Annotated in this window: 16 protein-coding genes and 1 tRNA gene; 10 read left to right on the top strand and 7 right to left on the bottom strand. The window is 72.0% G+C overall.

All coding sequences use genetic code 11. From position 1 onward, the window contains the following. Window positions 1-8 precede the first annotated feature (8 nt). Window positions 9-659, bottom strand: coding sequence for a response regulator transcription factor (locus HN031_RS01470; RefSeq protein WP_322919793.1), 651 nt, complete (start codon window positions 657-659; stop codon window positions 9-11). Beyond that, complete coding sequence (locus HN031_RS01465; protein ID WP_367650618.1) at window positions 656-1,819, bottom strand: sensor histidine kinase; 1,164 nt, start codon at window positions 1,817-1,819, stop codon at window positions 656-658. Before HN031_RS01465 ends, HN031_RS01470 begins: the two co-directional genes overlap by 4 nt. A gap of 288 nt (window positions 1,820-2,107) precedes the next feature. Between HN031_RS01465 and rph the strand changes: the two genes are divergently transcribed. Together rph and rdgB are read left to right on the top strand one after the other, a co-directional pair. Then, on the top strand, window positions 2,108-2,839 hold the full coding sequence (gene rph / locus HN031_RS01460; protein WP_172265256.1) for a ribonuclease PH: 732 nt from the start codon (window positions 2,108-2,110) through the stop codon (window positions 2,837-2,839). Next, window positions 2,836-3,450 carry an RdgB/HAM1 family non-canonical purine NTP pyrophosphatase gene (rdgB, locus tag HN031_RS01455; protein ID WP_172265253.1) on the top strand — a complete coding sequence of 205 codons (615 nt, stop codon included), beginning with the start codon at window positions 2,836-2,838 and terminating at the stop codon, window positions 3,448-3,450. The genes rph and rdgB overlap by 4 nt, the downstream gene beginning before the upstream one ends. Here rdgB and HN031_RS01450 read toward each other — a convergent pair. The 3 genes from HN031_RS01450 to bcp form a co-directional block, all read right to left on the bottom strand. Next, a complete protein-coding gene (locus HN031_RS01450; RefSeq protein WP_172265250.1) occupies window positions 3,439-4,314 on the bottom strand; it encodes a bile acid:sodium symporter family protein in 876 nt (291 codons plus the stop codon). The genes rdgB and HN031_RS01450 overlap by 12 nt on opposite strands. 65 nt (window positions 4,315-4,379) lie before the next feature. Further along, window positions 4,380-4,453 (bottom strand) — tRNA-Leu (locus HN031_RS01445). Between the two features lie 88 nt (window positions 4,454-4,541). After that, on the bottom strand, window positions 4,542-5,012 hold the full coding sequence (bcp, locus tag HN031_RS01440) for a thioredoxin-dependent thiol peroxidase (RefSeq protein WP_172265247.1): 471 nt from the start codon (window positions 5,010-5,012) through the stop codon (window positions 4,542-4,544). 153 nt (window positions 5,013-5,165) lie between these two features. Between bcp and HN031_RS01435 the strand changes: the two genes are divergently transcribed. From HN031_RS01435 to HN031_RS01400, 8 genes are all read left to right on the top strand, one after another. Continuing rightward, window positions 5,166-5,855, top strand: a complete 690-nt coding sequence (locus tag HN031_RS01435) for an energy-coupling factor ABC transporter permease (protein WP_172265244.1) — start codon at window positions 5,166-5,168, stop codon at window positions 5,853-5,855. Further along, window positions 5,852-6,160 (top strand): PDGLE domain-containing protein, encoded by a 309-nt coding sequence (locus HN031_RS01430; protein WP_172265241.1) that lies wholly within the window; start codon window positions 5,852-5,854, stop codon window positions 6,158-6,160. Before HN031_RS01435 ends, HN031_RS01430 begins: the two co-directional genes overlap by 4 nt. Beyond that, complete coding sequence (gene cbiQ, locus HN031_RS01425) at window positions 6,160-6,828, top strand: cobalt ECF transporter T component CbiQ (RefSeq protein WP_172265238.1); 669 nt, start codon at window positions 6,160-6,162, stop codon at window positions 6,826-6,828. Before HN031_RS01430 ends, cbiQ begins: the two co-directional genes overlap by 1 nt. Continuing rightward, a complete protein-coding gene (locus HN031_RS01420; protein ID WP_322919789.1) occupies window positions 6,825-7,613 on the top strand; it encodes an ABC transporter ATP-binding protein in 789 nt (262 codons plus the stop codon). Before cbiQ ends, HN031_RS01420 begins: the two co-directional genes overlap by 4 nt. Beyond that, window positions 7,610-7,858 (top strand): DUF3618 domain-containing protein, encoded by a 249-nt coding sequence (locus tag HN031_RS01415; RefSeq protein WP_172265235.1) that lies wholly within the window; start codon window positions 7,610-7,612, stop codon window positions 7,856-7,858. The genes HN031_RS01420 and HN031_RS01415 overlap by 4 nt, the downstream gene beginning before the upstream one ends. Window positions 7,859-7,875: 17 nt before the next feature. Beyond that, window positions 7,876-8,205 carry a co-chaperone GroES gene (locus HN031_RS01410; protein ID WP_172265232.1) on the top strand — a complete coding sequence of 110 codons (330 nt, stop codon included), beginning with the start codon at window positions 7,876-7,878 and terminating at the stop codon, window positions 8,203-8,205. 10 nt (window positions 8,206-8,215) lie between these two features. Continuing rightward, window positions 8,216-10,225, top strand: a complete 2,010-nt coding sequence (locus tag HN031_RS21220) for an NAD(P)-binding domain-containing protein (RefSeq protein ID WP_253942958.1) — start codon at window positions 8,216-8,218, stop codon at window positions 10,223-10,225. Window positions 10,226-10,288: 63 nt separating this feature from the next. Next, the gene (locus tag HN031_RS01400) at window positions 10,289-10,435 is read left to right on the top strand and encodes a GPGG-motif small membrane protein (RefSeq protein WP_172265229.1); all 147 of its coding nucleotides are present in this window, start codon (window positions 10,289-10,291) and stop codon (window positions 10,433-10,435) included. A 213-nt stretch (window positions 10,436-10,648) separates the two neighbouring features. Here the strand turns inward: HN031_RS01400 and HN031_RS01395 are convergent, their stop codons facing one another. Then, window positions 10,649-11,041 carry an Ltp family lipoprotein gene (locus HN031_RS01395; protein ID WP_216651966.1) on the bottom strand — a complete coding sequence of 131 codons (393 nt, stop codon included), beginning with the start codon at window positions 11,039-11,041 and terminating at the stop codon, window positions 10,649-10,651. Window positions 11,042-11,425: 384 nt separating this feature from the next. Beyond that, window positions 11,426-12,436, bottom strand: a complete 1,011-nt coding sequence (locus tag HN031_RS01390) for a MerR family transcriptional regulator (protein ID WP_172265226.1) — start codon at window positions 12,434-12,436, stop codon at window positions 11,426-11,428. Window positions 12,437-12,486: the final 50 nt, after the last annotated feature.

The following is a 12,486-nucleotide window of genomic DNA, read 5'->3' as shown; positions in this document are numbered from 1 at the left end:
CCGGTCGATCAGACCAGGCCCGCGTCGTGCACGACCATCGCGACCTGCACCCGGTTGGTGCTGCCGAGCTTGGTCAGCAGCCGCGACACGTGTGACTTCACCGTCGGGATCGACAGGTAGAGCTCGGACGCGATCTGGGAGTTGCTGAGGCCGCGGCCGACGCAGACCGCCACCTCGAGCTCCCGCTCGGTGAGGGCGGTCAGCCGGTCGGAGGCGGTGGCGACCCGGTCCGACGAGGTGGTGCTGCGCAGCCGGGAGACCAGGCTGCGGGTGGCCGAGGGCGACAGCATCGCGTCGCCCGCGGCGACGGTGCGGATCGCGGCCACGATGTCGCCCGGTGGGGTGTCCTTGAGCAGGAACCCGTCGGCGCCCGAGGCGACCGCGCGCAGGACGTGGTCGTCGGCGTCGAAGGTGGTCAGCACGACGACCGAGGGCGGGGACGGCCGCCGGTGCAGGACCTGGGTGGCCTCAAGGCCGTCCATCACCGGCATCCGGATGTCCATCAGGACCACGTGCGGGGCGAGCTCGTCGACCAGCGCGAGGCCCTCCTCGCCGTTGGGTGCCTCGCCGACGACCTCGAGGTCGGACTGGCCGCCGAGCATCAGCGACAGCGCCGACCGGACCAGCGGGTCGTCGTCGACGATGAGGACCCGGATCACGCGCTCCACGGTAGCCATGCCTCCAGAACGAACCGTGACCCCTCGGTGCGCTGGTCGAGCCGGCCACCGCGCAGCTCGGCGCGCTCGCGCAGCCCGACGAGCCCGAGACCGGCGCCCGGGGCACCGGTTCCCCGGTCGCCCATCGGGTTGGCGAGCACCACCGTGATGCCGGCTCGCGGGTCGCCGGTCGAGCGGATCTCCACCTCCGAGCCGGGGGCGTGCTTGCGCACGTTGGTGATGCCCTCCTGCACGATCCGGTAGACGGTGCGGCCGGTGGCGGGCGGGACCGGGACGGTGGCGTCCACGTCGTCGGACCAGTCGACCTCGAGGCCGAGCGTGCGGGCCTCGGCGACCAGCGCCACGATGTCGTCGTACGTCGGCTGCGGGCGCGCGGTGGCCGGGCCGGGGTCGTCCTCGCGCAGCACCCCGAGCACGTCGCGCAGCTCGTGGAGCGCGTCGTTGGCCTGGGCCTGGATCTGGCCCAGCCCCTCGCGGAGCCGCTCGCGGTCGAGGTCGTCGCGGAACGCCAGTGCTCCCGCCTGCATGGACACCTGGGTGATCCGGTGGGCCAGCACGTCGTGCATCTCGCGGGCGATCCTGGCCCGCTCCGTGGAGCGTGCCTGCGCCAGCCGGAGGTCCTGCTCGGTCTCGGCGCGCTCGGCCCGGCTGCGCAGGCTCCACAGGAGCTCGCGGCGCGAGCCGATGTAGAGGCCCCAGCCCATCATCCCGGCGTTGACCGTGAGGTTGACCAGGGTGGTGACCAGGTAGTCGTTGTCCTCGATCGGCGCGAGGCTGGTCCACGTCTGCGCGGCGAGGAAGTTCACGACGCCGACCAGGACGACCTCGCGGGGCTCGCGGCGGGTGGCGACCGAGACGGCCGCGAGCGTCGCCGGCCCGGCCGCGAGGCCGGACAGCGCGCTCATCGCCGCGACCGCGAGCGCGACCTGGACGGGGGCTCGGCGGCGGAAGTGGACCAGCACGAAGGCGGCGACGCCCAGGACGACCTCGAGGAAGAACGTCGGCCGGCTGTCGCGCCACTCGGCCGCCGCGACCGTCTGCCACACCGCCACGGAGAAGACGAGGCACAGCGCGTAGCGCCACGCGTTCGCCGCCCACGTCAGCTCCGGCTGGGTCTCGGAGTCGGCGGGGCGGGTCGTCACGGCGCTCAGCGTAACGACCACTTTTCCTACTTTGGTCGCACCCGACATGGCCGGTGGGCCGATGCGCGGCGAGGCGGTCGCCGCGCAGGCTGGAGCCTCCACCGCGCGGAGGGAGCTGCGCGGCGTGGGGCCGCGCACCAGCTCGGTCCCGCTGGGGAGGGGCCTTCGAGCCGGGTCCGGTAACACACGGGGGTGACCGGACCCGGCTCTGCCACGTCATCTCCCACGTCATCTCCCGCGTCAACTCCCACGTCGGGCCGCGTCGGTGGTGGGCTCTAGGGTCGAGCCATGACTGACTCCACTCCTCGCGCCGACGGCCGGGCCGACGACGAGCTCCGCCCGATCACCATCACCCGCGGCTGGCTCGACCACGCCGCCGGGTCCGTGCTCGTCGAGTTCGGCGGCACCCGGGTGCTCTGTGCCGCCTCGGCGTCCGAGGGCGTCCCGCGCTGGCGCAAGGGCTCGGGCCTCGGCTGGGTCACCGCCGAGTACGCCATGCTCCCCGCCGCGACCAACACCCGGTCCGACCGCGAGTCGGTCAAGGGCCGCATCGGCGGCCGCACCCACGAGATCTCCCGCCTCATCGGCCGCTCGCTGCGCGCGGTCATCGACTACCAGGCCCTCGGCGAGAACACCATCGTCCTGGACTGCGACGTGCTGCAGGCCGACGGCGGCACCCGCACGGCGGCCATCACCGGGGCCTACGTCGCGCTGGCCGACGCGGTCGCCCACCTGCGGGCCAGCGGCGCGCTGGCCGGCGAGCCGCTCACCGGCTCGGTGGCGGCGGTGAGCGTCGGCATCATCGACGGGGCGCCGCGGCTCGACCTGCCCTACGTCGAGGACGTCCGCGCCGAGACCGACATGAACGTCGTGATGACCGGCGACGGCAAGTTCGTCGAGGTGCAGGGCACCGCCGAGGGCGCGGCCTTCGACCGCGCCGAGCTCGACGCCCTGCTCGGCCTGGCCGAGAAGGGCTGCGCCGACCTCACGCGCCTCCAGCAGGAGGCGCTGGCGCGATGAAGGTGTTCCTCGCCTCGGCCAACGGCAAGAAGATCCTCGAGATGCAGCGCATCCTGGCCGAGGCGGTGCCGGACGTCGAGGTCCTCGGCATCGCCGACGTCGAGGGCTACGTCGAGCCCGTCGAGGACCAGCCCACCTTCGCCGGCAACGCGCTGCTGAAGGCCCGCGCTGGGGTCGCGGCCACCGGGCTGCCGTCGGTCGCGGACGACAGCGGCCTGTGCGTCGACGCGCTCAACGCGATGCCCGGCGTGCTGTCCGCGCGCTGGTCCGGCCCGCCCAAGAGCGACGCGCGCAACAACCAGCTCCTGCTCGACCAGCTCCACGACGTCCCGGACGAGCGCCGGGGCGCGCACTTCGCCTGCGCCGTCGCGTGGGTGATGCCCGACGGGCGCGAGCGGGTGGTCGAGGGACGCATGGACGGCCGCATCATCCGCGAGCCCAGGGGGAGCGGCGGGTTCGGCTACGACGTCCTCTTCGTCGCCGTCGAGCACGACGCGGAAGGCCTCACCTCCGCCGAGCTCGACCCGGCCGAGAAGGACCGCATCTCCCACCGGGGGCGGGCGCTGCGCGAGCTGGTGACCCACGTCGCCGCGGACCTCTCAGGCGACTGAGACGTCCTCGCGGGACGACACCCGGCGCGACACCCACGTGCCCCACAGGGCGGCGAACACGAACATGACGATCGAGTAGACCGCCGCCGGCACCGAGATCTCGACCTCGTCGAGCACCTCGACGGCGACGAAGATGGCGAGGGTCGCGTTGTGCACGCCGACCTCCATCGACGAGGCGATCGCCTGCGGCCCGGTGACCCCGAACGCCTTCGGCACGACGTAGCCCACGACCAGGCTGATCGCGCAGAACAGCGCGGTGATCAGCCCGACGTCGGCGAGGTAGTCGCCGACGTTCTCGAGCTGGTCGACCAGGATGCCCAGGACCAGGATCGCCAGGATCACCGCCGAGCCGATCCGCACCGGCTTGTCCATGCGCCGCGCGAAGCCCGGGGCGCGGTTGTTGACCACCATGCCGATGCCGACGGGCAGCAGGATCAGCGCGAACACCTTGACGATCTCGACCAGCGGCATCGTGACGTCGTCCTGGCGGTCGTACCACGCGATGGCCAGGCCGGTGATCAGCGGCAGCGTGACGACGGCGACCACGGTGTTGATCGCGGTGAGCGTGATGTTGAGCGCGACGTCGCCGCGGAACAGGTGGCTGAAGAGGTTGGCCGTCGTGCCGCCGGGTGAGGCGGCGAGCAGCAGCATGCCGATGCCGAGCAGGGCCGGCAGGTCGAAGAGCACCACCAGCCCGAAGCAGATCGCCGGCAGCAGGACGATCTGGCACGCCAGCGCCACCGCGACGGCGCGGGGCGCCCGGCCGACCCGCCGGAAGTCGGCGACCGTCAGGTCGAGGCCGAGGCCGAACATGATGATCGCCAGCGCGAGGGGCAGTCCGACGGTGGTCAGCGCGGAGTCCATGCGCGGACCCTAGTGGTGAGCGGGGTCACACCGCGGGAGGTCGGGCGAAGTCCGCGACGTCCGGGTGCGCTCGGAGAGACTCGAACTCTCACTGGCCAGGACCTAAACCTGGTGCCTCTGCCAATTGGGCTACGAGCGCGCGGCCACATCCTCACACGTGTCCGAGATGCTGCCCCGCCGCCGGTCGCGGCGAGGCGACATCTCGGACACGTGTACGGCGCGGGGCCTCAGTCCAGCCCGAGGTCCCGGCGCAGCTTGGCCACGTGGCCGGTGGCCTTGACGTTGTACTGCGCGAGCTCGACCTTGCCGTCCTCGTCGACCACGAAGGTCGAGCGGAGCACACCCTGGACCTCCTTGCCGTAGAGCTTCTTGGTGCCGTGCGCGCCGTACGCGCGGTGCACCGCCAGGTCCTCGTCGGACAGCAGGGTGAGGGTCAGGGCGTCGCGCTCGCGGAACGTCGCCAGCTTGGCCGGCTTGTCCTTGGACACCCCGAGGACCTCGTAGCCGGCCCCGCGCAGCGAGTCGAGGGACTCGGTGAAGTCGCAGGCCTGCGTCGTGCAGCCGGGCGTCATGGCCGCCGGGTAGAAGTAGACGATCACCTTCTTGCCGCGCAGGTCCGCGAGGCTCACCTGCTCCTCGGTGTCGCTGGTGAGGGTGAAGTCGGGGGCGGGGTCGCCGGGGGCGAGACGGTCGGACATGGGAGCTCCTGTGCGCGTGGGTGGACCCGGGTGGTTGTTGCAAGACGATTGCAATAAGGTCGAGGCGTGCCGGCGCGGTATCGGGGGATCCGTGCCGGCCACCAGACATCCAACCAGCAGCCGACCAGCAGCCGACCAGCCAGGAGTGACGACGTGCACGTGCCCGACGGCTTCCTCGACGCCCCCACCTCGGTGGCCACCGGCGCGGTGGCGGCGGCCGCGGTGGCGGTGTCCCTGCGGGGCGCGCGCCGCGAGCTCGACGACCGTACGGCGCCCATGGCCGGCCTCGTCGCCACCTTCGTGTTCGCCGCCCAGATGATCAACTTCCCCGTGGGCGCGGGCACCAGCGGCCACCTGATGGGCGGCGCCCTCGCCGCCGTCCTGGTCGGGCCCTGGACGGCCGTGCTGTGCCTCTCGGTCGTGCTGGTGGTGCAGGCGCTGCTCATGGCCGACGGCGGCGTGACCGCGCTCGGCACCAACGTCACCCTCATCGGCGTCGTCACCGTCGCGGTCGGGTGGGCCGTCTTCGTCCTGCTGCGCCGCGTGCTGCCCGGCCGCCTCGAGCTCGTGGCGCCGGCCGCGGCCGTCGGCGCGTTCGTGAGCGTGCCGGTCGCCGCCCTCGTCTTCACGGGCCTCTTCGCCGTCGGCGGCAACGCGCCGGTCGACCTCGGCGCGGTCGCGACCGCGATGCTCGGCTGGCACACCGTCATCGGGATCGGCGAGGCCGTGATCACCGGGCTCGTCGTCGCCAGCGTGGTCGCCACCCGCCCCGACCTGGTCCACGGCGCCCGACCGCTCGTCGCCGAGCGCGAGCTCATCACCCGCACGGTGGTGCCCTCGTGAGCACCCGTCGCTTCTTCGCCGTCGCGCTGGTCGTCTGCCTGCTCGTGGCGGGTGTCGCCAGCTACTACGCCAGCTCGCACCCCGACGGCCTCGAGCACGTCGCGGAGCAGACCGGCTTCATCGACACGGCGGAGGACTCCGCCACCGCCGACAGCCCGCTCGCGGACTACCAGACCTCCGGCATCGACGACGCCCGCACCAGCGGCGGGGTCGCCGGGGTGATCGGCGTCCTGGTCATGCTGGCGCTCAGCACCGGCCTGTTCTGGGTGGTCCGGCGGCGCCAGCCCCACGACGCGGACGCCTGATGGGCGCGGGGCACGGGCACCGCCTCCACTTCCACGCCCACAGCCCGGTCCACCGCGCCCCCGCGCACCTCAAGGTCCTCGCGCTGCTGGGGTTCATGCTGCTGGTCGTCGCGACCCCGCGCGAGGCGTACGCCCTGTTCGCGCTGGAGGCGCTGGTCCTGCTCGGCGTCATCGCCGTGTCCCGGGTGCCGCTGACCTACCTCCTGCCGCGGATGGTCGTGGAGCTGCCGTTCGCGGTCTTCGCGGTGCTGATGCCGTTCATCTCCCACGGGCCGCGCACCGAGGTCCTGGGCGTGACGGTCTCCGAGCCGGGCCTCGCCGCCGGTGTCGCGCTGCTCGTCAAGGGCAGCATCGGCGTGCTGGCCTCGCTCACCCTCGCCGCCACGACCGAGCCGCAGGACCTGCTCCGCGGCCTCCAGCGGCTGCGCATGCCCGAGCTCGTCGTGCAGATCATGGGGTTCATGATCCGCTACCTCGACGTGGTCACCGCCGAGCTCGCGCGGATGATGACGGCGCTGCGCTCGCGCGGCTGCGACCCGCGCTCCCCGCGGCACTGGCCCGTGCTGGCCCGCTCGCTCGGCGCGCTGTTCATCCGCTCCTACGAGCGCGGCGAGCGCGTCCACCTCGCCATGCTCTCGCGCGGCTACGACGGCAAGCTGCCGTCGTGACCACCGCCAACCCGCCGGACGGGGGCGAGACGTCCGGCGCCGTGCTCGACGTCCGCGGGCTCGCCTTCGCCTACCCCGACGGCCACCAGGCGCTCTTCGGCGTGGACCTGCGCGTCGACCGCGGCGAGCGGGTGGCGCTCCTCGGCCCCAACGGCGCCGGCAAGACCACGCTGGTGCTGCACCTCAACGGCATCCTGACCGCCGGGAGGGGATCGGTCGCCGTCAGCGGCCTGCCCGTCGCCAAGCAGCACCTGCGCGAGATCCGCCGCCGGGTCGGCATCGTCTTCCAGGACCCCGACGACCAGCTCTTCCTCGGCACCGTGCGCCAGGACGTCGCCTTCGGCCCCGCCAACCTGGGCCTCAAGGGCGCCGCGCTGGAGCGCCGGGTGATGGACGCCCTGGAGCGGGTCGGCATGGCCGACTTCGTCGACCGGCCGCCCCACCACCTGTCCTACGGCCAGCGACGCCGCGTCGCGGTCGCCACGGTGCTGGCGATGGAGCCGGAGGTGCTGGTGCTCGACGAGCCCTCGTCCAACCTCGACCCGGCCTCGCGCCGCGAGCTGGCCGACATCCTCCGCAGCCTCGACGTGACGGTCCTGATGGTGACCCACGACCTGCCCTACGCGCTGGAGCTCTGCCCACGCAGCGTCGTGCTGAGCGAGGGGGTGGTGGTGGCCGACCGGCCGACGTTCGACGTGCTCACCGACGAGGCGCTGATGGCCGCGCACCGGCTGGAGCTGCCGTGGGGCTTCGACCCGCGGCGGATTGATAGCCTGCCCCGGTGACCCAGGACATGAGCGCGCTCGAGCGCGAGATCGAGGAGACGCGGCAGCGTCTGGCCTCGACCATCGACCAGCTCGCCCACCGCGCCCACCCCAAGACCATCGTCGGTCGCCAGGTGGCGGCGGTGAAGGCCAGCTTCGTGGACCCCGGCACGGGTGAGCCGCGCACCGACAACATCCTCAAGGCCGCGGGCGCCGTCGTCGGCGTCGTCGTCCTGCTCGTGATCGTGCGAAGGGTCGCGAGCTGAGCACCCCGACCGGCGGCATGGCGACGGGCGGCAGCGCCCCGATCAAGATGCTGCACGACCGGGTGCTGGTCGAGGTCGACCAGGAGGCCGGCGAGCGCCGCTCCAGCGGCGGCATCGTCATCCCCGCCACCGCGGCGATGGGCGCCCGGCGACTGGCCTGGTCCCGCGTGATCGCCGTCGGCCCGCACGCGCGGGCCGTCGAGGTCGGCGACCGGGTGCTGTTCGACCCCGAGGACAAGTCCGAGGTCGAGGTCCACGGCGAGGTCTACGTCGTCATGCGCGAGCGCGACGTCCACGCCGTCGCCGCCGAGCGCCTCGAGGGCGGCTCCACCGGGCTCTACCTCTGATGGACCTCTGATGGCCTACCTCGTCAAGCAGTCCCACCGCGCACCGGCCCAGACCGTCCCGGTGCCGGTCGACGAGTCGCTGCCCCGCGCCTGCGTCATCGGGGCCGGCTCCTCGGGCATCACGGCCGCCAAGCACCTCTACCTGGCCGGCATCCCGTTCGACTGCTTCGAGATGGGCCACGACATCGGCGGGACCTGGGTCCTCGACAACTCCAACGGCCAGTCGGCCTGCTACGACTCGCTCGAGATCAACACCTCGTGCCCGCGGATGGCCTACTCCGACTTCCCGATGCCGGCGGACTACCCGCCCTACGCCCGCCACGACCAAGTCGCTGCCTACTTCGACCAGTACGTCGACCACTTCGGCTTCCGCCACACGATCACCTTCGACACGACCGTCGAGGACGTCTCGCGCACCGCCGACGGCCGCTGGGACGTCCGCGTCACCGGCCCCGGCGGCACGGAGACCCGGACCTACGACGCGGTCCTCGTCGCCAACGGGCACCACTGGGACCCGCGCTGGCCCGAGCCTGCCTACCCCGGCACGTTCGACGGCGACCAGCTGCACGCGCACGACTACCGCTCGGCCGACCAGGTCGAGGGCCGCGACGTCGTGGTCGTCGGCGCCGGCAACTCCGCGATGGACATCGCCGTCGACGCCTCCGCCACGGCGCGTACGACGACGTGGTCGGTGCGGCGCAGCGAGTGGGTGCTGCGCAAGTTCTTCCTCGGCCGGCCGTCGGACCAGGTGGCCCTGCCCGGCTGGATGCCGTGGCGGGTGACCGCCGCCCGGCTGCGGCTCGGAGCGACGGTCGCCGGCAGCCTGACGAAGTACGGCCTGCCCGACCCCAGCCACAAGCCCGGCCAGTCGCACCCGGTGCAGTCGGAGAAGATCCGCGACCGGCTCGAGGCGGGCGCCGTCACCGCCAAGCCGGGCATCGAGCGCCTCGACGGCGACCGCGTGGTCTTCGTCGACGGCTCGAGCGTCCCGGCCGACCTGATCGTGTGGGCCACCGGCTACCGGGTGAGCTTCCCGTTCCTCGACCCCGACCTGGTGTCCGCCCCCGGCAACGAGCTGCCGCTGTGGAAGCGGACGGTCCACCCCGACCTCCCCGGCCTCTACTTCCTCGGCCTGCTCCAGGCCATCGGCGCCGTCATGCCGCTGGCGGAGGCGCAGTCGGCGTGGATCGCCGACACGTTGACCGGCCGCTACGTGCCGCCGTCCGACGCGGTCGTACGACGCCAGATGTCCGCGGAGCACGCGCGCGACAGGCGTCAGTTCTACGACTCGCCGCGGCACACGATGGAGGTCGACTTCGACCACTACCTGTGGGACCTCGCGCGCGAGCGCAAGGCGGGTCGCGCCCGGGCCGCCGCGTCCCGCACGTCCTCGGTCGAGCCGACCGCACCCGTCCCGGCGGCGACCGGCGGCGGGGGAGTGCGGCGTACGGTCGCGCGCCTCGCCCTGCGCGCCGTCGGCTGGAGGACGGCGGGCGAGGTGCCCGAGCGCGGCGTGCTCGTCGGCGCCCCGCACACGTCCAACTGGGACTGGGTGCTGACCCTGCTGCTCGGCTGGAGCTACGGGATCACCATCCGGCTGCTGGTCAAGAAGGAGCTCTTCGTCGGGCCGCTGGGCTGGCTGCTGCGGCGCACCGGCGCCGTCGAGCTCGACCGCAAGAATCCGTCGGCGACGATCAAGGAGCTGATCGCCGAGGCCGAGGGCGGCGCCCCGTGGCTGCTCGGACTCGCGGCCGAGGGCACGCGCTCGCGTGGCGACTACTGGAAGTCCGGCTTCTACCGGATCGCGCGCCAGACCGGCCTCCCGATCACCCTCGCCTTCCTCGACGTGCCGTCACGGACCGTGGGCTGGGGGCCGACGTTCCACCCGACCGGCGACGTGGGCGCCGACATGGACGTCGTGCGCGAGTTCTACGCGGACAAGACCGGCTTCCACCCCGAGGGGTTCACGCCTCCGCGCCTGCGCGAGGAGGAGCGAGACACCCTCCCTCCGAAGGGGTGACGCCGACTGGCTTGCTCCCAACGCTGAACGCTAGGTTCAGGGTTCAACCGAAGGGAGCATGAAATGGCATTCCTGCTGTGGATCCTTGCCGTCATCCTCGTGGTGGCCGGCATCGTCTCGCTCGTCCGGGGTCAGGTGCTCTGGGGCATCGTCCTCATCATCGTCGGCCTGCTGGTGGGCCCGGGTGGAGTCAGCCTCTTCACGAAGTAGCGCCCAGAGGATGAACAACGAAGAGCCGGTCCGCGAGGACCGGCTCTTCGCACGTCCGGGGGCGTCATGGCGGATGGTCGCCCGGGCAGCCCGTTCCCATGACGTACGCCGACGACGTCATGGCGCGTGGTCACCTGGGGAGCCCGTGCCCATGACGTCCGGGACCGGTCTCCGCGCTGTCCGTCTCGGGCCACGGCTCTCTCGGTGGGGGGATCAGCAGGCGTTCGTCTGGTTCGCGCCGTACGAGGCGTTGGCGTAGGAGAACTGCTCGTAGACGAGCTGGTCGATGAGACCCTCGCAGGAGAACGGCATCGTCTGCAGGTAGCGCTTGGCCATCTTCACGGCCTGGACGCGCCAGTTGACGCGAATGCTGTTGACGGCCGAGTTGGCGACGGCGGGGCTGAACCCCTCGTACTCAAGCTGGTCGGCCAGTCCGTCCTTCGAGAAGGGCATGGTGCGGATGTAGTTGTAAGCCATGGCGATCGCCTGCGAACGGGGCGACGCCGCGGCCGACGACGCGGCCGGCGCAGCAGAGGCCGGCGCGGTGGCGGCGACAGGTGCGAGCACCGCGATCATGGCGGTCAGGGCGATGACGAGCTTCTTCATGAGGGTCTTCTTCCGGGTGATGTGGGCGCGCCACTGAGACGTGACGTCGAGCCCCCGTGGCGCAAGTCATCCTTGACAAATGCGCGAGGCCCCAGTCTCCACACGGAGTCGTGGTCTGTCTCGAGTTCGGCCGAACGTCGGCCCCAGGTGTACGAGCTCATCGTGAGGCGCACCAGCTCGCTCTCCATGTCGTCGGCCAGCCGCTCCAGCAGATCGAGGTCTGCTGGTGCTCGCCAACGCCACCCCAGTCGCCGTTCGGGCAGCAACGCAGCGGGATGTGAATGCGATGCAACGTGCTCTCGAAGCTCCACAGCTCCACGGATCTGACCGCCGCCAGCGGGTACGTCGCTATTGTGCCCTGCGCTGACGGAACTCCGACGCGCGCTAGCCGGCAACGCCGTTCCGCCGCCTGTCGGGGACATCTGAAGCCCCACGACGCGCCTGCGTCCGCGTGCTCTCGGGAACGTCGTGCACGCGGAGGGCGCGGGTGAACCAGTCGAAGACGAGGGTGAGGTCTGGCTGTGGTGTCCAACCGTTGATGAGCGCGAGCAGGTGGAGGTAGCGCTGGGTGCGGAGATCTGCTGCGATCTCGAGCCGATGCAGGATCTCGGAGCGGTATCCGGCGGTGTCCGTGCGTTGGAAGGTCGTGGCATAGGCACCGACGAGCTCGTCGACGGTGGCGGCAGCGGCTGGTGACGTGGGGTCGATCTCCAAGGCGATGTTCGCTCGGACCCGTTCGACCACGCGCACGGTGAGGTCGTGGTGCAGGCCCGTCTGGTCGCCGTTCGCGCGTTCGGACGCCTGGAACTCGGCCATGCGCCGCACCGCGGCACGGAAGTCGGGATCGCGAACGAGCTCGGCCAGCTCGACCCACGCCTGCACCTGAGCGGGCTCGGCGTCCTCTGGAAGCTCCGGGCGCATGCTGCGCAGGAGCTCGAGCAGCTCCGGGTTGGCGTCGACGCCACCGAACGCCTCGTCGAGGAACTCGTCGATCAGTCGCTGCCGCTCGAACTCGGACATGGTGACGAGCTGGTGCATGAGGACCGCCCTCGGTGTCGTGGTCTCGGTGGTGGCCACGGCTCGGAGCACCGCTCGCCGTAGCCGGAGAGTCCGGATCTGCTCGTCCAAGAGCGAGACGTGGGTCCTGGCCACCTCGCTCAACGACGTCTGCGCTGCGAGTACGGACCGGATCGTGTCGAGCGGCAGACCCAGGTCACGCAACGTGCGCACGAGGTCCAGCCGAGCAACGGCCTCCTGGTCGTAGCGCCGGTACCCGGCATGGCTGCGCGCGCTCTCGGGCACGACCCCGGCGTCGGAGTAGAACCGGACGGTGCGGGTGGGCAGGCCGCTGCGCCGCGCAAGGTCGCCTATCGAGTACATCTGGTCGTCGGTCACACGGCGAGCCTGTTCCTTCCACCCACTGGAAGGTCAAGCCTGAGGTCGCC

The organism is Nocardioides sp. zg-1308 (assembly GCF_013155375.1).
Taxonomy (GTDB): domain Bacteria; phylum Actinomycetota; class Actinomycetes; order Propionibacteriales; family Nocardioidaceae; genus Nocardioides; species Nocardioides renjunii.
The sequence above is the reverse complement of the archived record's forward strand: the minus strand, read 5'-3'. Positions and strand labels throughout refer to the sequence as shown.